The sequence below is a fragment of the Pseudoduganella violacea genome (genome assembly GCF_014191875.1).
In the GTDB taxonomy this organism is placed as follows: Bacteria; Pseudomonadota; Gammaproteobacteria; order Burkholderiales; family Burkholderiaceae_D; genus Rugamonas; species Rugamonas violacea_A.
In genome coordinates this window covers 127,910-153,049 of the sequence record NZ_JACHXD010000012.1, presented here as the reverse complement: position 1 = coordinate 153,049, position 25,140 = coordinate 127,910, and the positions used below count along the sequence as shown (strand labels likewise).

6 protein-coding genes are annotated in these 25,140 nt (G+C 69.4%); all 6 read right to left on the bottom strand.

Features of this window, described 5'->3' with window-relative positions; genetic code table 11:
* Window positions 1–6: 6 nt before the first annotated feature.
* On the bottom strand, window positions 7–15,360 hold the full coding sequence (locus tag FHS03_RS20075) for an SDR family NAD(P)-dependent oxidoreductase (RefSeq protein ID WP_183442711.1): 15,354 nt from the start codon (window positions 15,358–15,360) through the stop codon (window positions 7–9).
* Between the two features lie 56 nt (window positions 15,361–15,416).
* The gene (gene fabD / locus FHS03_RS20070; protein ID WP_229426306.1) at window positions 15,417–18,779 is read right to left on the bottom strand and encodes an ACP S-malonyltransferase; all 3,363 of its coding nucleotides are present in this window, start codon (window positions 18,777–18,779) and stop codon (window positions 15,417–15,419) included.
* Window positions 18,776–22,267, bottom strand: coding sequence for an indolepyruvate ferredoxin oxidoreductase family protein (locus FHS03_RS20065; RefSeq protein WP_183442710.1), 3,492 nt, complete (start codon window positions 22,265–22,267; stop codon window positions 18,776–18,778). Before FHS03_RS20065 ends, fabD begins: the two co-directional genes overlap by 4 nt.
* A 1-nt stretch (window position 22,268) precedes the next feature.
* Window positions 22,269–23,060 carry a 4'-phosphopantetheinyl transferase family protein gene (locus FHS03_RS20060; RefSeq protein ID WP_183442709.1) on the bottom strand — a complete coding sequence of 264 codons (792 nt, stop codon included), beginning with the start codon at window positions 23,058–23,060 and terminating at the stop codon, window positions 22,269–22,271.
* Window positions 23,060–23,635, bottom strand: coding sequence for a hypothetical protein (locus FHS03_RS20055; protein ID WP_183442708.1), 576 nt, complete (start codon window positions 23,633–23,635; stop codon window positions 23,060–23,062). The genes FHS03_RS20060 and FHS03_RS20055 overlap by 1 nt, the downstream gene beginning before the upstream one ends.
* 981 nt (window positions 23,636–24,616) lie before the next feature.
* Window positions 24,617–25,126 (bottom strand): hypothetical protein, encoded by a 510-nt coding sequence (locus FHS03_RS20050; RefSeq protein WP_183442707.1) that lies wholly within the window; start codon window positions 25,124–25,126, stop codon window positions 24,617–24,619.
* Window positions 25,127–25,140: the final 14 nt, after the last annotated feature.

Here is a 25,140-nt window from a genome sequence, read left to right as displayed (position 1 = left end):
GGCTCATCACAACAGATTGAGAACGTCGGCCAGGGCGACCTCGCCTTGCCGCAAACGCAATAACAGCGCGCCGACATCGCCGTCGTCGTTGCCGCCGGCGGCCGTGGCAGCGGCGGCGGCGCCCGGCGCTGCTGCCGGCGTGTCGCGCAGCACGGCGGCGATATGGGTGCACAGCGCCCGCAGCGTGCGGTGGCGGAATAGATCGCTCACCGCCAGGCGGACGCCGAATTCCACCTCCAGCTTGCTGGCAAGGTAGACGTCGAGCATGGAATCGGCGCCATACTCGGCCAGCGGCACATCGGCCTCCAGCAGGCTGTGATCGCAGGCCAGGGCCGCGCCGATGGCGGCGCGCACCACGCTTTCGACCCGCGCATCGCTTTCCGCCTCGGCCGCCGGTACGCTGGCCGCTGCCTGCGGCGCGGCGCCGGCGGCCAGCCAGTGCCTGCGGCTGGACAGCGTGGGCGGCGCGCGGCGCGCGCCGGCGGCGGCCGGCGCGTGCGGCGGCGCCTCTTCCAGCACCAGATGGGCGTTCACGCCGCCGAAGCCGAAGCTGCTGATGCTGGCGCGGCGCGGCAGCGGCCGGCCGGCCGTGTCGTGCAGCACGCTCCAGGCGCGGTCCGCGCCGCTGATCGCCAGCGGCGTGCCATGCAGCGCAATACCGCTGTGCAGCGTCTGCAGGCCCGGCACCCCGGGCAGGACCCGCTGGCGCATCGCCAGCAAGACCTTGCACAGGGCCAGCATGCCGGAGGCCAGTTCGGCATGGCCCAGCACCGGCTTGGCGCTGCCGATCAGGCACCGGGCCGGACCGGCCAGCGGCGATGGCGTGTCGGCGCACAGCGCCTGGTAGGCGTCGCGCAGGGCATGCACTTCGATCGCGTCGGCCACCGGCGTGGCCACGCCATGCGCCTCGATATAGGACACGGTGCGCGGGTCGACGCCGGCGGCCGTGTAGGCCTGGCGCATGGCGGCGCCGATCCCGGCGCCGTGGGGCGCGGTCAGCGCCATGCCGCGTCCGCCGTGACCGACCGCGCTGCCCTTGATGACGCCATAAATCGCGTCGCCGTCCGCCAGGGCCTGGCGCAACGGCTTCAGGACCGCCGCCGCCACGCCTTCGCTGCGCACGAAGCCGTCGGCGCTGGCGTCGAAGCTGCGCGCGCGCCCCTGCCGGCTCAGGAAGCCCATTTGTTCGAACCCGTGGAAGCGCGCGTCCGACAGCAGCAGGTTGACCGCGCCGACCACGGCCAGGCCGCACTCGCCGCGCTGCAGACTCTGCACGGCCCGGTGCAGCGCCACCAGGGAGGACGAACAGGCGGTGTCGTGGTATTCGCTGGGGCCGGCCAGGTCGAGGCAATACGAGATGCGGTTGGGGACCAGTGCCGGCGCCAGCGCGGTCATCGCAAACGGGCTGTCCGGCGGCAGTTGGCCCGGCTCGGCGTATTCATGCGCGCCGGCCGCGACAAACACGCCGGTGCGCGCGGCCGCCAGCGCCGCGGCGTCCACGCCGCTATCTTGCAGCGCGCGCCAGGCATGGGTCAGCAGCAGCCTTTGCTGCGGGTCTATCTGCGCCGCCTCCATCGGCGAGATGCGGAAGAATTCGGCCGCGAACTGGTCCGCGCCGTCCATGAAGCCGGCGCGATAGCGCTGGCCCGTCCCGGCGTCCGGCGCGCCGTCGCGCGTACGCAGCCATTGCGCCGTCGCCACGCGGCTGCAGTCGCGCCCCTGCTCCAGCGCGGCCCATAGCGCATCCAGGCCATCGCCGCCGGCAAACTGGCAGCTCAGGCCAATGATGGCCACACCGTCCGCCGCATCGTTGGAGGACGCAAGCGGCGCCGGCGCGCTTGGCGCCGCGCTGGCCGGCGGGGCGGCTTGCGCCGCCGGCTCCTCAGGCAAGGCGGGCAGGCGCGGAGCCAGATACGCCGCCAGCGCGTCGACCGAGCTATGCTCGAACACGCTGGTGATGTCCACCGTCATGCCCAGCGTGTTCTGCAATTGCTCGGCAAACTCCATGCCGTTGATCGAATCCATGCCGTAGTCGGAGAAGGTCTCGCTGTTGCCGATCAGGTCGGCCGGCACCTTCAGCGTGCGCGCCAGCTGCTGCGCGATCAGGGTCGCCAGCGCCGCGCCGCCGGCGCGCACCGCCGGGGCGGCGCTGGACGCCGCGGCCGCCACGACGGCCGGCTGCGGCGCCGAAGGGAGCGCCGGCGCGGGCGCTTCCGCTTCCGCGCCCGGCGACGGCCACAGGCCATCGCTCTGGGCCACGATCAGCTGCTGGCCCAGATTATGGGCGGCTGCCAGCGGGAAGCCGATGCGCTGGAAACCCTCCATGCGCAGCACCGTGTTCCAGCCGGCCGCCGACAACGCCGGCGAGCCTGGAATGCGCAACGCCTCGTCGGCGTACTGCCACCAGCCGTCGAGCAGGCCGAAAGTCAGGTGGGTAAATAGCGATTTGTCGCTGATTTCATTGATCAGCAACAGACCGCCGGCCGCCAGAACCGCTTTGCAATGGCGCAGCGCCATGGCGATATCGGGCGTGGCGTGCAGCACATTGGTGGCCAGCACCAGGTCGTAGCTGGCGGGCGCCAGGCCTTGCGCCTGCGGCGCGCGCGTGACGTCGAACAGGCGGTAGTTCAGTCCCTGTTCGCCAAAACGCTGGCGCGCCTGGGCCAGGAAGGCCTGCGATACGTCGGTAAAACAATATTCCGCCAACGGCACCGCGTGCTCGCGCAGGGCCGCCAGCACGCCGCCGGTGGTGCCGCCGGTGCCCGCGCCCACCTCCAGGATGCGCAGACCGGCGCCTTGGCCCAGCTCGCGCCAACGGGCGCATACCAGGGCCGCCAGGCTGTGGTTGAACAAGTCGGCCACCGCGTTGTCGCGGTAGACGCCGTCCACCAGGGCGAAGCCGCCGCCGGGGAACATCACGCTGGTCGCCTGCTGCTTGCCGCTCAGGATCGCGGGCAAGGCGCGCAGCATGGTGTCCACCAGGCGGTACTGCGCCTGCAGATCGCTTCTGCCGGCGCAGGCGGCGCCGGCGCGCTCCCAGTCGCGCCAGAGCGACTGCGCGTCCCGCGCCACCGGTTCGTGCCCGGCCAGCATGACGAGCGCCTCGGCCAGCCAGCGTTCATGGCGCGGCACGATATCGGCGCCATCCCGCTCCAGCTGCTGCAGGGTATGGCGCAGCAGGCCAAGCAGGACGGTTTGCCATTCCTCCCTTTGCAGGCCGCCGGCCGCGCGCGCCGCCGCCAGCGCCTGCGGCGCCGGAACCCCGTGCGCCAGCGCCGCGCCGGCGGGCGGCTGCGGCCTGGCGTCCAGCATGCGCGGCGGGGCCAGGCGGAAGGCTGCCAGCGCATCGGCGCGCTGCAGATTGATCAATGCCAGCTGGCTGGGGGCGGCGCCCAGCAGCGCATCCAGTGCCGCCATCGCGGCCGGCACGCCGATCGAGCCGATGCCAAGGCTGGCCATATGACTGCGGTGCGCCGGCGTGGAGACGATGCCGGTATGGCCCCAATAGCCCCAGTTGATCACTTTCACCTTGCATTTCAAGGTACTAGCCAGGCTATGGGCGTACGCGTCCTGGAAATACGAGCCTGCCGTGTAATTGCCCTGTCCCGCGACATGCGAGAAGCAGGCGAACGACGAGAAGAACAGCAGGAAATCGAGACCGTCGTCGCCAAAGCACTCGGCCAGGCGCACGCTGGTATCGACCTTGGCCGCCAGCACGCGGCGGAAGTCCTGCGCGCTGATGGCGGCGGCGCTCTGGTCTTTCAGCAGCAGCGCCGAGTGCACCACGCCATGCAGCGCACCGAAGCGCTCCAGCACGGCGCCGCGCACCCGCGCCAGCGCGGCCGCATCGGCCGCGTCGGCGCTGAAGTACAGGGGCGCGACGCCGTCCACGGCCACTTCTTCAATCGCTTGGCGGATCGTGTCGTCCAGCTCGCGCCGCCCCACCCATACCACGCTTGCCTGGAAGTTGCGGATCAGGTGCGCGCTCAGTTCGCGTCCGACGCCGCCGGCGCCGCCCACGATCAGGTAAACGCCGTGTTGGCGGTAAGGCGCGGGGGCCGCGGCGGCCACGTGCACCGGCCCCAGGCTGCGCCGCATCCAGCGCTGCGCGCGGTGGGCCCAAGGCCCGTCTTGCGCGCCGCAGGGCAGGCTGAAAGCTTCATCCATCGGCCAGCCATGGCCGGCTTCGACGTCGAGCGCGCGCACCTGCCAGTTGGGATGCTCGCGGGCCAGCACGCCGGCCAGGCCAAGCATGGCGGCATGGGCCGGCTGCACCGTCTCGTCCGGAGAAACGGCGGCGGCATTTTCCGTCACCACCGTCAAAGCCGGCGTCAGGCTGGCCTGGGCCAGGGCCTTGGCCAACTGCAGCAGGGCCAGCACGCCCTGCTCCTGGCAGGCAATCAGGTCGGGCTGCGGCTGCGGCGCGAACAGCAGCACGCCGTCCGGGCGCAGGGAAGCGGCAAGTTGCGCCGCCCGTACGCCGTCTTCGCAGTCGTGCAGCTGCGCCTGGGGATAGTCGCGCCGCAGGCGCGCCAGCTGTTCCGGCGTGGCGCCCGCCGCCAGCAGCAGCCGCACGGGGGATGGCGCCGGCGCGGCCGCCGGGCATGGCTGCCACTGCGGAGCAAACAACAGGTCGCCGGTGGCGCCGTCCTGGCGCGCCATGCCCGGCAAGGCACGCGAGGCAAAACCGCGCAGCGCCACGCACACTTCGCCCTCCTCGCTGCACAGCAAGATATCGACGCGGCGCGCCGCGTCGCGTGTCACCAGCGCCCACATGGTTTGGCTGCACGGAGCAAACAGTTGCGCGCTGGCCAGCATGAATGGCGCTTCCATCTGCGCATCGCGCAGCGGACCGAGCGCGATCACGGCTTGCAGCGCGCCGTCCAGCAGTCCCAGGTCGAGGGTCTCGCCGGACGCGCTGCCGCGCAGGCGCGCCAGCACCCGTTCCGGTCCGGTCCAGAGCCGCTCCAGCGTGCGGTGGCTGGGGCCATATGCCGCGCCATGGCGGGCAAAAAACGCATAGCAGTCGGCCGGCGCGGGGCCGGCGTCGCCGCACAGGCGGCGCTGTTCATCCAGGTCGATGCACGGCGCGGCCTGTTCCAGCGCCGCCACCTGGCCGCTGCAATACACCGCGCCATCCGCGCCGCCGACGGCGAATTCATATTCCGTCCCGGTATCGGTCAAGGTCGTGGTCAGCGTGGCGCCTTCCGCACCGATGCCGCATGGCTGGCGCCAAAGCACGCGTTCCAGGCGCAGCGGCAGGGCCGGACGCTCCGGCCTGGCCTGGCGCCAGGCGTCGGAAACGATGTGCAGATAGGCGACGCCGGGCAGAACCGGCGCGCCGCCGATCTGATGGTCGCGCAAGCAGGCTTCGCCGCCGCTCCAGTGCGAGGCGAAGCGGCGCGGCGCCGGCTGCGCGGCGGCCGGCGCGGCGTACCAGTAGCGCGTGCGCGCGAACGGATAGCCCGGCAAGACCAGACGGCGCGGTTGCTCCCCCAGCACGGCGTCCGCGCCGTAGAAAGCCTGCCAATCGATGGCGGCGCCGGCGCACCATGCCGCCAGTACCTGGTCGAGCCGGCCGGCGCCCAGCTGCTGCGCCAATTGCGCCGACAGGGCGCCATCGGCAGGAGCGGCGGCCGTGCGCGCATCAACCTTGCCGGTATGCAGGGAAGGCGGCGCCTCCCGCCGCAGGAAGGCCTGCAGGCAGTGCTGGGCCTCGTCCAGCGTGGCGGCGCCGAATGCCAGGCGCTGCTCCATGCCCTCCTTGCCAACCTGCAGCGTATAGGCGATGCGCGCCACGTCGGCCTGCGCATATTCGCCATGCTCGATGGCCGCCAGCAGTTGGGCGGCGCGTTCGCGCAAACGGGCCTCGTCGCGCGCGGACAGCAGCCAGGCCGCAGGCGCAAAGGCGGGGACGCCGGCCGCCCCCGCCGCGCCCTGCTCCAGGTATTCCCGCACGATGAGGTGGGCATTGGCGCCGCCGGCGCCGAAAGACGAGAGTCCGGCGATGCGTTCGCCGGCCGCTACCTGCCCCTCCCGATACTGCTGCGGGCGCGGCCATGGGGCCAGTTGCCGTTGCAGCACAAAGCTGGCCGGATCCAGGGCCAGATCGGGATTCATCTGCTGCGCGTGCAGCGACGGCGCCAGCTGGCCGTGCTTGAATTGCAACAGGATCTTGCTCAGCCCCGCGACGCCGGCCGCGCTCTCGGCGTGGCCGATATTCGATTTGACCGAACCCAGGGCGCATGGCGTCTGGCGCGGCGCGGCGCCATATGCCTGCATCAGCCCCGCCACTTCGATCGGGTCGCCCAGCGCGGTGCCGGTGCCGTGCGCTTCCACATAGCTGACCGCCTGCGGCGCCACGCCCGCCACGCTCAGCGCGCGCGCGATGGCGGCGGCCTGGCGCTGCGGGTGCGGCACGGTGTAGCCATGGGTTCTGCCGCCATGGTTGATGGCGCTGCCGCAGATCACGCCATGAATCTGGTCGCCGTCGGCGATGGCGCGCTGCAAGGGCTTGAGCAGCACCACGCCCACGCCTTCGGCCGGGACATAGCCGTCGCCGCCCTCGCCGAAGCTTTCGCAGCGGCCTTTGCTCGACACGAAGCGGTTCTGCGACAGCAAAATGTACTTATTGGGATGGATCGACAGATTCACCCCGCCTGCCAGCGCCGCCTGGCAGTCGCCGTTGCGCAGGCTTTGGCAGGCCAGGTGGATGGCCGTCAGCGAGGACGAGCACATGGTATCGACCGACATGCTCGGTCCATACAGATTCAGATGGTAGGACACCCGGTTGGCAACCGAGGCGGCGCTGCCGGCGATCGACAGCGGACGGCCCTGCGCGCTTTCCTGCACGCCATGCAATTGGTATTCCTGGTACATCACGCCGGCAAATACGCCGACCTCGCCCATGCCGCCCAGGGTGGCGCGGGTATAACCGGCATGCTCCATGGCGCCGTAGGCCGTCTGCAGGAACAGCCTTTCCTGCGGATCCATCAATTCAGCCTCGCGCGGGGCGATGTTGAAGAACAGCGGATCGAATTCGTCCATGCCGTCAATGAAGCCGCCCCACTTGCCATAGCTGCTGCCCGCTTTGGCCTTGGCCGGATCGTAGAAACCGTCGAGCGACCAGCGTTCTGCCGGAATTTCCGTGATGCTGTCCACGCCGTCGCGCAGATTGCGCCAGAACGCATCCAGATCGGCCGCCTGCGGATAGCGGCCGGCCATGCCGACGATGGCAACCTCGAAGCGCTCGCCTGGCGCGGCGCCGGCCACCTGGCGCGGCGGCGCCTGCGGCGCGGCCTGCGGCACGGCAGACGGCACGACCAGGGCCGGCACGTCCGCCTGCGCCGCGGGCAGCGCTGGCGCCGCGCCCTGCCCCAACAGCTGGCGCAGGCGCGCGGCATGGCGGCGCAGGAAGTAAGCGGCCATCTGGCCGATGGTCTGGTACTCGAAGAACAGGGTTTTCGGCAGGCTGCCGAAGCTCGCTTCCAGTACACCGTTCAGCTCCGCCACCAGCAGCGAATTGATGCCGAACTTCTCGAACGGACTATGGGCGTCCAGCGTCGCCGCCGGCACGCCCAGCGCCTTGGCCAGCACGTCGCGCAAGACCTGCTCGGCCTGGGCCGGGCCAAGATCGGCCGCCGCCGCGTCCGGCGCCGCGCGGCGCAGCAAGTCGGCGGCGCTGCTCTGCAGCGTGACGGCGGCCGCCAGGTCCGCGCCGGCTTCCGGCTGGTGCGCCAGCCAACGCGCCAGCGCGGCCAGCGCAACCGCATCCAGTCCATACTCGGCCAGCGCCGTATCGGCGTCGATCTCGGCCGCCGTCACGCCCGCCAGGCGGGCGATCTCGCGGCACAGCGCTTCCCGGCCAAATGCGACTGGCGCCGACGCCGGAACGCCGAACGCCGTTTCCAGCCAGGCCGCCATGGCCTGGCGCTGGCCATACAGCGGCATCAGCACCGGTTCGCCCAGCGCAATGGCCTGGCGCAGCGCTTCCAGGGCGCTTTGCCGCGGCAGGGGCAGCAGTCCCTGGCGCGCGCGCATGGCGTCCACCAGCGCCGGCGCCATGCGCATGCCGCCCTCTTCCCACAGCGGCCATTGCACGCTGATGGACAGGCCATGCGCCTGCCCGGCGGCCACGCGCGCGGCGCGCTGCACCATATACGCGTCCAGGAAGGCGTTGGCCGCCGCATAGTCGGCCTGTCCGTGATTGCCGAAGGCGCCCGAGAGCGAGGAGCAGCAGACCAGGAAATCCAGCGGCAGCGCCGCCGTGGCCTGGTCCAGATTGACCAGCGCCCGCGCTTTGGACTGCAGCACGCGGCGGAAGTCCGTTTCCTGCTTGTCGAGCAGGGCCCGGTCGTCCAGGATGCCGGCGCAATGCACGATGCCGCGCAGGCGTTCGCCGGTGGCGACCAGGCGCGCCGTCCATAGGCTGACCTGGCCGGCATCGGCCGCGTCCAGCTGCGCATAGCGCAACCGTTCGCCCTGCGGATCGAGCGCCGCCAGGACGGCGGCGCTGTCCGGCGAAGGCGGCCTGCGACCCAGCAATACCACGCGGGCCTGGCTGCTGGCCGCCAGAATATCGGCGGCGATGGCGCGGCCAATGCCGCCCAGACCGCCGACCAGCGCGTAAGTCCCCTGCGCCATCCAGGGCTGGGGCGCCGGTCCGGCCGGCGGCAGCGGCGCGGGCCGCAAGACCAGGCGCCGTCCATCCTGATAGCGCACCAGGCCATCGCTGCCGGCGCCATCGAGCATGGCGCGCAGCTCGGATGCCGCCAGCGCGGCCGGCGCTTCGATCAATTGTGCGCTGAAGCGCGGGTGTTCCAATGCCGCCGTCTTGAACAGGCCAAGCAGGCCATGGGCCTGTCCGGCTTGCTCCAGCGGCCAGGCCAGTTGCCAGCGCACCGGCGCCGGCGCGGTCCCGGCCAGTTGCCGCCGCAGTTCGCCCAGCAGATAAGCGGCCAAGTCCTCGAACGCCTCGGCCGCCGAGCCGGCGGCTTGGACCGGCAGCACACGGCAAGCGGCGCCGCCCGCCAGTTCGGGTGCCAGCGCGGCAAAACACGGCGCCAGCCAGATCTGCGTTGCCGCGGCGCCCGACGCGGCGGCTTCGCGCGCCTGCCAGGTCCAGCGGTATAAGTCCAGCGCGGCGGCCGGTTCCAGCGCGGCCATCGGGGCCGAGCACCAGCCACGCAGGCTGGCGCAAAGCCGGCCCTGGTCGCCGTACAGATCGATGTCGAATTCACGCGCCTGGCCAGCGGCATCGCGTCCGGCCACGGCGACCGCGGCCCACATGCGCTCTTCCGTCGGGCCGTAAATATGCATGTCGCGCAAGGCGAAAGGCACCGCCGCCGGGCCGCCGGCCGCCGCCGCCGTCAACGGGAAGGATGCCTGGAAGGCGGCGTCCAGCAGGCCGGGATGGATGCCGGGCTTGCCGCCGAACCCCGGCTGCGCCGGCGCCAGCTCCAGCCGGGCCAGCACGCGCTGATCGCCGATCAGGATTTCGGCCACGCCGCGATGGCTCGGGCCGTACTCGATGCCGAGCGCCGCGAAGCGCTGATACAGCTGGGCGCCGTCCAGGCGTCCATGTTGGCAGGCTTGGCGCAGCTGGACCAGGTCGGCCGGCGCCGGCCGCGCCGTCGCGCGCGCGATCTGGCCGCTGCTATGCAACAGCCCCTGCGCGCCAAGCAGGCGATAACGCATGCCTTGCTGGCCGGGCGCCAGCAGCAGTTGTACCTGGCACGGGCCGGCGGCGGCCAGCGGCGCGCTCCAGCTGACGTCGCGCAGCACAATGGCGCCATCGCCACCCGGCTGCGCGGCCTCGAAGGCGGCGCGCGCCAGTTCCAGCATGGCGCTGGCGGGCAGGATGCGCCGCCCCGCCAGCACGTGGTCGCGCAGGAAGGCTTCATCGCCGTCCAGGTGCAGGACAAAGCCGGCGCTGTCCGGCGCCGCCAGGCTGGCGGCCGGCAAGGCCTGCAGCGCAGTGGCGGCCGGTCCGTTTTCCACCGCGTCGTCGCGCCAGTAGCGCACGCGGGCAAATGCGTAGCCCGGCAGGCGGACGATGCGCCCGGCAGGCAGCGGCAGGCGTTCCGCCGGCGCTCCCTCGGTATACGCCTGGCCCAGCGCGGCCAACAACTGCGTCGTTTGCGCCGCGCCGCCGCCCTGCGCGGCCTGCCGGTATTGGCCGCCCAGATAATCCAGATAGCCATCCAGGAAGGCCGGCGGCCGCGGCGTGGCGGGCGGTGCGGCCGCCGCGTCGCGCAGGCGCGCGGCGGCCTCGCCCAGCGTGGCCGCCACCACCGCCTGGCGGCAGGCAAAATGCATGCGGCCGCGCAGCAGCGTGTGGGCGACATCCGGCAGATCCGCGTCGCGCCAGCCCGGCTGCTCCAGCGCCTCGGCCAGCTTGGCCAGCATCTCGCGCAGGGCCGCCGGGGTCTTGGCCGCCACCGTCAGCAGCACCGGTCCGGCGCCGGCGCCGGCCGGGGTCCGCGGCCCTTGCTGCAGCACCACGTGGGCATTGGTGCCGCTCATGCCGAAGGCGCTGACCGCGCCCCATTTGTCCTGGCCGGCCGGCCACGGGCGCGGCGCCTGGTTGACGAAGAAAGCGCTGCCGGCCCAGTCGGCGTAGGCATTCCCGCGCGTCCAGTTCAAGCTGGCCGGAATCAGGTCGTGGCGCATGGATTCGATCAGATTGACCACGCTGACCAGGCCGGAGACGGCAAAGGTGTGGCCGCTATTCGGCTTGTTCGAGGTCAGGGCGCAGAAGGCGCGCCGCTCCGTCAACTGCTGGAAGGCGCTGTCCAGGGCGTTCAGCTCGACCGGATCGCCCAGGCGCGTGCCGGTGCCGTGCGTGACCACGTAAGCGATTCTGGCCGCGTCGATGGCGTGGCGGCGGTAGGTGGCGGCGATCAGCTCCGCCTGGGCCAGGCCGCTCGGCGCGGTAATGCCGTTGGTGCGGCCATCGTAATTCAAGCCGCTGGCGCGGATGACGGCGTGGACGGTGTCGCCGTCGCGTTGCGCCTGGCGCAGCGGCTTGAGCACCAATGCCACCACGGCCTCGCCCGGGACGATGCCTTCCGCCTGTTCGTCGAAAGCGCGGCAAAGACCGTCCGGCGCCAGCATGCCGGCGCGCTCCATCTTGACATACAGGCGCGGCGAGAGCATCAGATTGACGGCGGCGGCGAGCGCCATGCCGCACTCGCCGGCGCGCAGGCTGAGACAGGCCTGATGCAAGGCGACCAGTCCCGAGGAGCAGGCGGTGTTGAGCGAAATATTGGGGCCTTTCAGGTCCAGGAAGTAGGACAGCCGGGCCGCCAGAATGCCATTGTGGCCGCTGATGATGCTGCCGGCGTCGGCGCTCTGGGCGCCGTACTCGCAGGCTTCGGCGCCGACAAACATGCCGATGCTGTGGCGGCGCAGCGCCTCGGCGCCGCAGCCGGCGTCCTCCAGCGCATGCCAGGCCTCTTGCAGCAGCAGCCGTTCGCGCGGATCCATGCGCTCCGCCTCCAGCGCCGAAATGTCGAAGAACTGCGGGTCGAATTCATCCAGGCCGTCCACGCCGGCCAGCCAGCGCCGCTGTCCGGAACGCGCCAGCCATGGCCGGGTGGCGGCTGCCACGGCGCTGTCGCCGTCCCGCAACTGCCGCCAGAACGCCGCCGCGTCGCGCGCGCCGGGGAAGCGGCCGCTATAGCCGATGATGGCGATGGCCTGTTCATCGGCGTCGTTGATGGCCGCAGGCGGCGTGTCCGCCATGGCGGCAGCGGCTGGAGTTTCGGTCTGGCCGGACACGGCGGCGCTGGTTGGCGCGGCCGCGCCCCGCGCCGCAACCCAGGCCGCGCCGTGCTGTGACAGCAGCTGCGCGGCCAAGGCGCCAAAAGTCGGATAGTTGAAGAACACGCCCGGTTGGATGGCGCTGTGCAGCCAGGTTCCGAGGGCCTGGGCCAGATCCATCAGCGCGATCGAATCGAAGCCGCAGTCGGCCAGCACCGAGTCGCCGCCAAGCTGCTCTGGCGCGACTTTGACGACACGGCCGGCGTGGACCAGCAGTTCGCCGAGGAAGGCGCCGAGCGTGTCCGGCGCCGGCATGGTGGCGCGCGCCGGCGCCAGCGCGGCGTCAGCGCGGACTGCAGCCGCTTCCACCGGCGCCGGCTGGCCCGCTTCTTCCGGTTGTGCGCCCTCGGCCGCCAGCAGGCCGCGCGCGCCCAACCAGTGGTTCACCCGCGCGACGTCGCCGGCGATGATGACGGCGGCATTGGCTTCCTGTCCCAGGGCGCGTTCGAACAACGCGAATCCTTCCTTGGTTTCCAGCATGCGCTGGCCGGTGGCCGCCAGATAGCGGTCGCGCTCGGCGTCGCTGGCGAACCCCATTGCGCCTTCGCGCCACAGCGGCCAGGCCAGCGTCAGCACTTTAGGTCGCCCCGGGGCTGCAAGCGCGTGACCGGCATGGGCCAGCAGATAGCGGTTGCCCAGCGCATAGGCGGCGGCGCCGAAATCGCCCGCCACCGCCGCCAACGAGGAAAAGTGGCAGATGAAGTCGAGCGCCTGCCCGCCCAACAGCGCGTCCAGCGCTTGCGCGCCATCGATTTTGGGACGCAGGATGCGCTCGATTTCTTCCAGCGATTTCTCCGTCAGGCAGCGCTGGTCGGCGACGCCGGCCGCGTGGATCACACCATGCAGCTGGCCCCAGTCGGCCCGCGTCTCGTCCAGCACCGCCTGCAACTGGGCGCGGTCGGCCACATCGGCGCTGCGGTAGCGCAGCTCGCCGCCGCAGGCCAGTTGCAGGCGGGCCAGCGCCGCCGTCAGCGCCGCATCGACGCGAGAGCGGCCGACCAGCACCACGCGCGCGCGGTAACTGGCCGCCAGATACATGGCGAAGCGCTGGCCCAGCCCGCCCATGCCGCCGGTGATCAGATAGCAGCCGCCGTGACGCAGCGCCACCGGCCGCGCCGAAGGCTGCGGCGCTTGCGGCGCCAGTACGCTGGCCAGGCGCCGTCCTTCTGCATAACGGGCGACGCCGGGGGCGGCGTTTTCTTCACGCATCAGCCATCCCAGCCAGTCCTCGATGCCGGCCTGCGGTCCGGCCTGAACCACATGCACGGCCAGGGCCGGCCGGGCACGTTCCAAGGCAAAGCGCAGGCCGCGCCAGGCGTCCGACAGGCTGGAGGCGGAGGCCGGAACCGCCAGGACCAGCCGTCCCAATTTCGCCTTGCTGGCGGCGGCCGCCTGCAACAGGCGCAGGACGCCGGCAAACGCCGCCGCGCCGGAGGTGTCGGTGCGGGGAGTTTCCAGCTGGGCGCAATACCACAGCGTCAGCGGCGCGTCTTCCGCCCCGCCCAGCGCATCGAGCAAGCGGGTCAAGGCCGCGACATCGTCGAAGTCCACTTGCCGCTGCCCGCTTTCCAGCGCCTGCGCCGGGCTTCCGGGCCAGACTCCGTGCAGGGACAAGCCTTGCGCGCGCGCTGCGCGCTCCCAGGCTTCGGCCTGCGCGCGGCCGGCGCTGAAGCAGACCACCTTGCCCTGCGGCGCCGTGGCCGCCGGCAGCGGCATGGCGGCCCACGCTTCCTGGTAGAACAGGGCCGGCATCGCGTCGGCCGGCAGCGCGGCCGTTCCCGGCAGCCAGCAACGGGTGGCGGCGAAGGGATATCCCGGCAAGGGCACATGGCGCACCGGCTGCGTGCCGGACCAGGCGTGCGCCGGCGCCGCATCCTCCAGGTAGGCGCGCGCCAGCGCCACGGCGGCCGCCAGCGGCGTGTCCGGCGCCACATCCTGCGGCAGTTCGACCGCGGGCTGGCGCAGCGCGGCCTTCAGCTGCGCCAGATCGCCGGCCAGCAGCGCCTGGCGCTGGCTGAAATGCTCGCGCTGCCGCAGCGCGGCCGCGCAGATGTCGGACAAGGCATATTCCTGGCCATGGCGTTCCAGCCAGGCCAGCAGGTCGGCGCGCTTTTGCGCCAGCGCGGCGTCGGTCTTGGCGGACAGGCACAGTACCTCGATCTCGCGCGCCGGTGCCGGCGCCGGCACCGGCCGCGGCGGCGCTTCCCGCACCACCACGTGGGCGTTGGTGCCGGCAAAACCGAAAGCGCTGACCCCGGCGATGCGCGGCAAGGGCCGTCCCTCGGCATCGCTGCGGGACGGCCAATCGGCGCTGCGCTCGACCATGCGCAAGCCGCTGGCGGCCAGCCGCTGCGCGTCGACGCGGCTGTTAAGCTGGCGAAAATGCGGCAAAGGCGGCAGTTGCCGGTGCTGCAGGGCCAGCAAGACCTTGGCCAGGCCCGCGATGCCGGCGGCCGCCTCCAGGTGGCCGATATTCGGTTTCACGCTGCCCACATGGCAGACCGGCGCGGCGCCGTCCCGCGCCGCGAACACCTGCATCAGCCCATCCAGCTCGATCGGGTCGCCTTTCGGCGTACCGGTGCCGTGCGCCTCGATATACGACAGGTCGGCGGCGCCGACGCCGGCGGCGGCCTGCGCGGCGCGGATCACTTCGGCCTGCGCCAGCGAATCGGGATAGGTCAGCGAACGGGTCTTGCCGCTGTGGTTGATGGCGCTGCCGGCGATCACGCCTAAAATACGGTCGCCGCTGGCCTCGGCCTGCGCCAAGGGCTTCAACAGCAGCAGGCCGCCGCCCTCGCCGCGCAGCATGCCGTCGGCGGCGTCGTCGAAAGTGCGCACGGCGCCGCTCGGCGACAGCATGCGCGCCTTGGCAAAGCCGAGGAAACGGCGCGGCGTCAACAGCAGGCTGACGCCGCCGGCGATGGCCAGCTCGCAATCGCCGCGCAGCAAGGCCTGGCAAGCCAGGTGCAGCGCATACAGGGAGCTGGAACAGGCCGTGTCCACCGACATGCTGGGTCCGCGCAGGTTGAACAGGAAGGAAATCCGGTTCGCCAGGACCGAGGCCGCCACGCCGGTGGCGTAGTAGGCGTCGACCTCCTCGATGCGTTCCTCCACCAGCTCCTTGTAATCGAGGTTGGCAATCCCGGTAAACACGCCGACATTGGCGCCGGCCAGGCGCGAGGGCGCAATGCCGGCGTCTTCGATGCAGGTCCAGGCCAGCTCCAGCGCCAGGCGCTGTTGCGGATCCATGGCTTCGACTTCGCGCGTGGACAGGCCGAAGAACTCCCTGTCGAAGGCGTCGACGCCGCCGATAAAACCGCCCCAGCGGCTGTTGCAGCGGTTGGGCTGCTGCTGCGGGTCGCCCCAGTAAGTCCGCCAGTCCCAGCGTTCGGCGGGGATCTCGCCGATGCTCACCTCACCGCGGACCAGGTTGTCCCAGAATTGCGCCAGGTCTTGCGCACCCGGAAAGCGGCACGCCATGCCGATGACGGCAATATCGTTTGAAGCTGCTGTCTTGTTGCGCCCACTCTCGGCCATTCCGGTTCCTCTTCGTGTGATAGGGATTGCAATGCTGGACGGCGTCCCGCCGTTTCTCAGCCCGCGCCCAGCAAGGCGCGGTAGCGCGTGTTGAGCACATCGCACGCGCCGCGCAGAATGGCCAAGGCCATCTGGTCGACATGGCGCTGGCGCCAATGCTCCATGGCCCCGCCTTTCACCCATTGGTTGAAGGCACCCAGGGCCGGACCGCATTGCACCTGGAAATTGACTTTCTGCTCGGCGTCGCCGCGCAGCGCCGCCCGGGTAGCGTGGCCGAAGTACCAGCGGAACACATAGGCCATCTTCTGTTTCGGCTGCTGCTCGGCCAGCGCGATGTCGGCGGCCGGGTAATAGCGGCGGCACTCATCGAAAATCGACTCGAAGGAGCGGCCGAAATACTTGTCCTCGAGCTGTTGCCGCACCTTGGCCGGCAAGTCGTCGAGCGAGTCGTAATACTTGTAGAGTTCATACAGCTTGTTGGCGCGCGCGGGGAAGAACAGGCCGCGCCGCATCACCTGCACTTTGGCGCCCATCTCGAACATGTCGCCGGCCGGGGCATAGTCGGTATCCTGCACATTCAATTCCTGCAGCAGGTCCTTGACCATGTCGCTGGCGCCCGACTCCACCGAGCACTGGTTGATCGATCCGGTCAGGATGAAGTCGGCGCCCAGCATGAAGGCGGCGGCCGCCGCCGGCGGCGTGCCGATGCCGCCAGCGGCGCCGATACGGATTTTTTTCGCATAGCCGAACTGTCTGGCCGCCTGGTCGCGCTGCAGCTGGATGGTGGGCAGCAGGGTCGTCATCACGCCCATATCGGTATGGCCGCCCGAATCGGATTCGACACAGATGTCGTCCGCCACCGGCACGCGCTGCGCCAGCGCGGCCTGCTCCTCGCTGATTTTCCCCTGGCGCAGCAGCTCGGCAACCAGGGCGGCCGGCACCGGCGCCAGGAAAGCCGCCGCCACTTCCGGCCGCGACACCTTGGCCAGCACCCGGTGGCCACGGACGAGCGTGCCGTCCGGCTGGCGGCGCAGGCCGCGCAGGCGGAAGCGCGCCAGCGCGGGAGTGATCTGCATGAACGCCGCCGCTTCGATATTGCACACGCCATGCGCCAGATAGAGATCGACGGTTTTTTCTTCCAGCGCCCCATGCAGCAGGTTCATGCCGTAGGGCTGCTGCGGCGTCAAGGTGCGCTGCAGCGTGAGGATGGCTTCCTCGATCCGTTCCAGCGGCAAGCCGCCGGTGCCGAAATAGCCGAGCATGCCGCCGCGCGCCAGCGCGGCCACCAGGGCCGTCGAGGCGATGCCGTGCACCATCGCGCCGCCGACGTAGGCATAGCGCAGGCCGTAGTCGGCCCGGAACTCCGGACAACCCAAAGCGTCGATGCCGATCGCCGCCGGCGCGGCAGCGGCGCCGGCTGGTGCATACGGCGCCGGCGGCGCCGGAAGCGGGGCAGGCGCGATGACCGGCGCCGGCACGGACACCGGAACCGGCGCGGATACGGGAATGGGCACGGGAATGGGCGCGGGAGCCGCGCCGGCAGGGAGGATTTTCTTCAGCAGCTGCGCCAGCACCTTGCCCGGACCGACTTCGACAAAGTCGGCCACGCCTTGCGCCGCCAGGTAGCGGATGGAATCGGTCCAGCGCACGCTGCCCACCATCTGTTCCACCATCATGGCGCGGATATTCTCGGGCCGGTGCGGCTGGGCGGTGACGTTGCTGAGCACCGGAATGCGCGGCGCGGCAAAGGTGAACTGGTCGAGGAAGCGGGCAAACTCCTGGCTTGCCTCGGCCATCAGCCGCGAATGGAAAGCGCCGGACACCGGCAGCCGGACATAGGTGAAGCAGCCGTTTTTCTCGAACACGGCCTGGGCGTCCACGATATCGGCGACCGGACCGGAAATGACGATCTGCGTGGGCGCGTTCAGATTGGCGATGTCGATATTCGCCAGCCCCGCCTGCAGAATGATCTGGCGCACCGCCGCCTCCTCCAGACCGATCACCGCCGCCATGGCGCCGTCGCGGCTGGCCGCCATCAGCGCGCCGCGCCGCATCACGATCTGCAAGCCGGTTTCGAAGCTCAGCACGCCGGCGGCGAACAGCGCGCTGTATTCCCCCAGGCTGTGGCCGGCCAGATACTGCGGTTCCCCGCCCTGCTCGACGGCGGCCAGATAGGCCAGCGCATTGACCACGTACAAGGCCGGCTGCGTATAGTCGGTGCGGCCCAGCCGGTTGTCCGGATTGTCGAGGCATAGCGCGCGCACCGAATAACCCAGCACGCGGTCGGCGCGCGCCACGTAGTCCGGATAGCGGTCGAACAGTTCCGCGCCCATGCCGGTGCTTTGCGCGCCTTGCCCGGGGAAGAGATAAGCTTTCATCGTGGTGGTTCCCGTTTGATTGGAAGTGGAAGCGGCGGCGCGCGGCGGAACGGACTGCAGGATCCGCTCCAGCAGCGCGCGCTCGTTGCCGAATTGGGACATGGCCGGCAGCACCGTGTGTCCCGCAGCGAGGAGCTTGCCGGCGAAGTTCGCCAGCGTGCCCGAGGGACCCAGATCGATCCAGCACGCCGCGCCGCCCAGCAGGCCGCGGGTGAAGGCCAGCGCCTCGGCGAACTGGATGGGCGCCTGGGCGACGTTGGCGAAAAATCCGCCGCCCATGGCGCCGACCAGTCCCCCCGTGGCGCAGGACACCCAGGGGATGGCGGGTGCGCTGCTTGGCGGCGCGCCGGCCAGCAGCTCGCTCCAAGCCGCCGCCACCGGCGCCACATTGCGCGAGTGGAAGCCAAAGCCGACCGGCAGGCGGAAGGCCTGGACGCCGGCGGCGCGCAGCGCCTGCTCGACATGGGGCAGCTCGCGCGCATGGCCGGCGACCACAAAATGGGCATCGTAGTTGACGCCCACCAGGTCGCTATAGCGGCGCAAGGCAGGCAATTCCTGGTGTAAGGAGGCCGGGCCGAACACGGCCAGCATGAAACCGGGTTCGCAGCGCGCCTCCACCAGCCTGGCGTGCCGGCCCAGCAGGCCGATGACCGCGTCCGCCGGCAGCACGCCGGCCACGGCGGCGGCGGTGAAGTCGCCCAGGCTCGCGCCCAGCAGCAGGTCCGGACGCAGCCCCTTGGCGAACAAGGTTTGCGCCAACGCGTATTCCACGGCAAAGATGGCGGGATGGGTCAGGGCCAGGCGCTCGAACGCTTGCTGCGGCGCGACCTGGTATAGCTCGTCGATCAGGGCGATGCCCGCATCCTGCCTGGCCAGCGCGTCGAAGCGTTCCAGCCAGCCGCGGAAGACCGGTTCATGCTGGAACAGCTGGCGGCCCATGCCACGGTACTGGCTACCCTGTCCGGAAAACATCCAGACGCTTGGGAGCGGCGAAGCCGCCGGCGCTCCCTGGTCGAGCGTGCGCGCGTCCATCAGCTTCATGGCGATTGCCTCGGGGTGGCGGTCTTGATGGGAATGATCTTGGCGGGCGGCGTCTCGGGCGCCTCGTACTGCGCCAGCAGCGTGAGCCTGCGCTGCCGCGCCAGCGCCATCGCCTGGCGCCGCACCGGCCCGTAGCCGCGCACCAGTTGCGGCAACGCGATCAGTTCCAGCGCGCGCGGCAAGGTGGCCGCGGTGGTCCGCTCCAGCAGTTGCGCCAGCAGACGCAGGTAATCCTGCTGCCACTCGCGCTCGGCCCGATGGTCGCGCAGGTAGCGGAAAGGGTCGGCCCAGCTGCCGCGCCAGCGCCGCATCCCGCTCAGCAGGCGCAGCAGGGGAAACACCCAGGCGCCGAAAGCGATGGTGCGCGGCTGTTCATGGCGGCGCCAGCGTTCCGGCAGCAGGGGCGGACGCAAATGCAGCACCGCCTGCGCGCGCGGGCCGAACTGGCGCCGGATGTCGTCGCGGAAAGCCGTGCTGCTCAGCAGACGCGCCACTTCATACTCGTCCTTATAAGCCAGCAGCTTGAACAGGTTTTCCGCCACCGCCGGCGCCAGCAGGTCCGAGCCGAGCCGCTGGCCGGCTTGCGCCGCCCGCGCCACCCAGTCGCGGAAACGCTGGGCATAGGCCGCATCCTGATAGGCTTCCAGATAGGCGGCGTAGCGTTCAAGGGCGCCGCCCGCGTCCGGCGCGGACGGCGCACGCGGGGACAGCAGCAGTTCCAGCGCGTCCGGCGCGGCGGCGGCCAGGCGGCCGCAGGCGAAGGCCAGCGCGTTGCTGGCCGCTTCCACGCCATGCTGCTCTATCGCCTTCAGGATCGCCTCGCAGGCCAGCGGCACCAGTCCCTGCTGCCAGGCATAGCCGAACAGCAGGACATTGACATATTTCACGCCGACCGTGCGCGCCGCCAGCTGGTGCGCCTGCAAAGCCTGCAGCGGCACGCCGCCGGCCTGGCGCTGCAGAATGGCGCGCAAATGCTCGACGTCGATGCGCTTGGCTTCATCGCGCAGCATGGCGCCGATCTGCAGTTCCTGCAGATTGGCGACGATGCGGGTGCGGCCGGACTGGATGACGCCCAGCGTCTCCTGCGAGGCGGCCACCAGCAGGTCGGCCGCGATCAGGGCGTCGGCGCGGCCATGGCCGACGCGCGCCTGGTACAGCGTGCTCCGGTCGCGGGCCAGGCGCACATGGGAGCGCACCGCGCCGCCTTTTTGCGAAAAGCCGGTGAAATTCAGGCTGCGCACGCCGAGTCCCTCGATATGGCCCGCCAGCGCAATCAGGCCGCCGATGGTGACCACGCCGGTGCCGCCGACGCCGGCCACCAGGATCTCGTAGGGGGCGTCCCCGATGCTGGTCTCCGGCCGCGCCAGCGCGCCGGCCAGTTCCAGTATGCGCGGCGCCAAGGCCCGTGCCGGCGGCGGCGCCTCCGCCGCGTTGCGGATGCTGACGAAACTGGGGCAGAAACCGCGCAGGCAACTCAGGTCGCTGTTGCAGGATTCCTGGTCGATCTTGCGTTTGCGTCCGAACGCCGTTTCCTGCGGCACAATGGCCATGCAATTGGACTTCTTCTGGCAATCGCCGCAGCCTTCGCACACCTGTTCGTTGATCAGCATTTTCACGCGCGCCGGCGCCGGGCGCGCCTTCTTGCGGCGGCGCCGCTCCTCCATCGCGCAGACTTGGTCGTAGATCAACACACTGACGCCAGGCAGTGCGCGCAGCTCGCGCTGCACCGCGTCCAGCTGGTCGCGGTGGCGCACCTGCACACCGGCCGCGTAGCCTTGGTCCAGGCGGTACAGCTGCGGCGTCGGCGACATCAGGTAGATATGCCTGACGCCCTCCGCTTCGACCAGGCGGGTGAGCTGCGCCACGCTCAGGCTGCCGTCCACGGGCTGGCCGCCGGTCATCGCCACCGCATCGTTGTACAGGATCTTGTAGGTGATGTTGACGCCCACGGCCACCGCCTGGCGAATGGCCAGTTGCCCCGAATGGAAGAACGTGCCGTCGCCCAGATTCTGGAAAATATGCTCGCCCGAGACGAAAGGCGAATGGCCGATCCAGTCCACGCCCTCGCCGCCCATCTGCACGCTGCCCGAGGTATTGCGTTCGGGGATCTGGGCCGCGAGCGCATGGCAGCCTATCCCCAGCTGCGCCCTGCTGCCGGCGGGAAGCTGGGTGGACGTGTTGTGCGGGCAACCGGAGCAGAAATACGGCGTGCGCTTGGGCAGTCCGGAATCGACGATATGCAGTTGCGGGCGCAGCGCGGCGGCCAAGGGCACGCCGAGGCGGCCCAGCAGGCGCGCCAACGCCGTGCGCAGCAGCTCGGGATTCAGCTCGACGTCGTCCGGCAGCAGCGGATCGTGCTTTTCATCGTACTTGCCGATGATTTGCGGCCGCTCCAGCAGCGGCAGGTTGTACAGGCTGTCTTTCAGCAAGCCTTCCACCACGGCCGCCTTTTCCTCGACCACGAACACTTCCACCGCGGCGCGCGCCCACTGCTGCAGTTGCGGAGAAAGCGGGCTGACCAGGCCGATCTTGGCGATCGCCACGCCATGCTCGGCCAGTTTGCGCAGCGGCAGCCCGGCCAGCCGCAGGGCCTCCATGACATCGCCATACGCCTTGCCCACCGCCGCGATCAGCAGGCGCGGCTGGGACACGGGCGCCAACAGCTGGTCGAGCGGATTGCGGCTGGCGAACTCGATCGCCGCCGCGCGCTTGTGGCGCATGCGCTGCTCCAGTTGCGGCCCCGGCAGGTCCGGCCAGCGCCAATGCAGGCCGTCCGGCCCGGGCTTGGCCTCCGGCGCGACAAAGCGGCAGGCTTCGATTTCGTCCAGCTGCGGGCCGGCCATGCTGACCGAAGACTCCACCGTCTCCGAGATGGCCTTGAATCCCACCCATAGTCCCGAACAGCGCGACAGGGCCCAGCCCCACAGGCCGAAACGGACATAATCGTCCACCGAGGCGGGGTGGATCACCGGCATGCCCCATGCCATCAAGGCCATATCGGACTGGTGCGACATGGACGAGGAGACGCAGCCATGGTCATCGCCCGCCACCACCAGCACGCCGCCATGGGGCGAGGCGCCGTAGAAATTACCGTGTTTGAGCGCGTCGCCGGAGCGGTCCACGCCCGGCCCCTTGCCGTACCACATGGCAAATACGCCGTCGCGCAGGCGTTCCGGATCGCTTGCCACCTTCTGCGTGCCGATGATGGCGGTGGCGGCCAGGTCCTCGTTGATGGCCGGCGTGAAATGGACGTCCGCCTCCTTCAGCAGCGCGCCGGCGCGCCACAGCTCCTGGTCCACGCCGCCCAGCGGCGAGCCGCGGTAGCCGGAAACGAAACCGGCCGTGGCAAGGCCGTCGCGCCGGTCCTTTTCCGCCTGCGCCAACAGCATCCGGACCAGGGCCTGGGTGCCGTTCAACAGCGCCGGGCCGGCCGCTTCGCTGATGCCGCGGCGGTAACGTGCTTCCAGTTCAGATGCCGGGCCGTTCATATCATCCCTCACCAGTCAGCCCGGCCGCGGCGGGCAGCGATTGCGGCGAACGCCATTGAAAGCGCAGCGGAATGGTCTCCTCCCGATGGCGGTCGATCGCGACCGACAGCAGGTGGCTGGCGCTTAAACGATGTTGCGAAAAACTCCAGCCCTCGGCACGGTCGGGCCAGCGTTCGGAAAAGCGCACGCCCAGCGACGCCGGCGCGCGGTCGAAGGACAAGGCGTCGAGCGGCAGGTGGAAACCCAGGCCGCGCGCCTTGGCGTAGGCTTCCTTCAAGGTCCAGATCGAGAAGAAATAGCCGCGCCGCTCGGCGGCGGGCAGCGCTTGCAGCTGCGCCATTTCCTCCGGCGAAAACACCATTGAGGCCACCGCCGTGAAATCCAGGGTGCGGCCGGTATGCTCGACGTCGACGCCGAGGCCCGCGCTGATGGTGGTGACGGCGCAGGCCACCATGCCGTTGCAGTGCGAAAGATTGAAATGCAGAGCCGGGCCGCCGTGCGCGGGGCCGCACAGGTAGGGCTTGCCATGCTCCCCGGCCCGAAAACGCCAGTCTGCCGCCGGCAGGCCGGTATAGTGGCTCAGCGCGGTGCGCAGCAAAGCCCGCGCAAGCAGGAACTGGTCGGCGGCGCCGGGGAGCAGGAAAGCCTTCATCCGCTCACGCTCCTCGGCGGACAGGGCCGCCGCGCAGGCTTGGCGCACGCTGTCGCCCAGCACCTGCCAGCCGCTGCACCAAAGATCGACGCCTGGCGGCCAGGAATGCTGCGGTATGAGGGGATTGAAGAGCGCCTGCATCAGCGCTCGAGCCGGGCAAAGGCCTTGGGCTGCGCCGCCCCCAGCGGCTGTAGACTGAGATCGCTCTGCATCTCGTTGATCCCCAGCAGATTATTGAGCACCGACTGCATGGCGATCGCGCCTGCCGCCGGCGGCAGGCCGGCGCCCAGCAATTCTTCGAAAATCGGCACCCAATAGCCCCAAGCCTTGCAACGCCGCAGCGCCTCCTCCACCTGCGCCCTTTCGGCGCTGGACGTGGCGCGCGCCGCACCGTGTTCCAGGCCGGTGTCGGCCACCAGGCACATGACGCCCTCCCGCAGCAAGTCCGCATTTTCCAGGATGTGGTGGTGCTCCATCGCCACGACCACATCGACGCCGGGCTTGACGGGGGCGTCGCCGGCATTGACGCGCAAGCGGATCGCGCTGCCGGATGCCGTTTTTGCCGCATCCATGTCAACCCGCGAAAAGCCGCCAAACAGCGCGACGCATTGCTCGCGCACGCCCTCAGCCATGTGCGCCAGCTCTTTGCCGCACGCGCCCAAAAACTGGATGGTCAATGAAGCTCGCTGATTCAGATCGAAAAAACCGTGTGCCATCTGCTCTCTCCAAAGTTCGCTTATCGCTTGCGGCCGGGGGAAAACACCAGCGCAGTCACAGGGCGGCGCTTGCCGCGATGGACGGACGAAGACAGGCACCGCCGGAAAGGCTGCGCGGAGTCCCAGTCCAGTAGTGGAACTACATCAGTGGTCGGGAAGAGCTAGTAGCCGATGGCCTGTGGAAACAAAACGCAAGGGGGAAGCGGTGGCCGGAGTAAGGGAAACACTGCTGCGCAAACCGCTATTGCCGGGGTGGCGACTCACCTTATTAATCATCTCTATTTTCATAAGTATCATTCCGCTATTCGCGCAATGGGACCAACAAATATAATCACCCAATGCTTTGGAAACGCTGTGTGGACTGGCGTTTCTTGGCCGCGTTATCAAAATTAATAATTAGATATTTCATTAATAGTACATCTTCGGCAAGAGCAGCGTCAACCGTGATAATTAACTTGCAATATTCTAGTTATTAGCTTTTAAAAATGAAGTTTATGGATTATTTAGACTACGCAGGGGAAAAGACGACGGCCTTTTAACTTGTGAAATGAAATACATCCCTGGGCCATCAAGCTTGGCGGCCGGTAGCACAGGGCTAGAAAGCATGGAGCACTGCCGCGCTGCAGTTTCATGCAAGCGTTGGAGCGACTGGATGGGATGGTTTGTGGTTTGAGATTCCAGGCATCGCTTTAGTGTCAAATGGAAATGAAAATTTCCATTTAATTAGTAAAAAATTACACTGATAGTAACTGATACAAGCGATAGGAGTACCCAGCCGGTTTTTGAGGGATGAGGAATTAGAGGAAATCTACAAATCCGGAAGCGGCATCGGCCTTATCCGCATAAGGCCTTCCTCTACGTGGCTTGCGGCAGGCGCGGGTGGATGCCGCCGCGCGCGCTACGATTCACGGGGAAATTACATCGAAGGCGGCGATCCGCGAGGTCAAGCCGGGCGCCCTGTTCATGGCTGCCAGGGAAGGCTTAGCGCATCAAGCCATGGCGAGGCTCAAAATGGGCTCGATTGCACCAGGGCTGATGCCCCCCAGCCCTGGGTGTAGCCATTTCCGTTGACCGTGCGCACGGACAGCCATCCAATTCGTCCGGCACCAAATCGCTGTCGGCGTCACCATGGGAGTAGGCCTCGCAGACTGTGGGGTCCCTGTGCAGGGCATGCATCTTGAGCTTGCGGTCTCTCATATGCAAAAGATAATCCGAGGGCGCCATAGAACCGGACAATACCGCCCGGCCGAGAAAGGCCAGATCGGCATTGATGGCGCCGATCATGGCGGCGCACTTGCCCGGCACGCCATTGCATTTCGCGATTTCGGCTTGACGCAAGCTCTCAATCGCTGTTGGAGTCCGGCCTTCTTTCCGCCATTTTTCCACCATCGCACTAATATGGTCCAGACAATTGGTGGCGTTCGCATCGCTAATGAGAACTTGTCGTTCCGGCCAAAACCACCAGATCAGCAGCAACACCAGTATCAGCATCAGTACAAGGATAT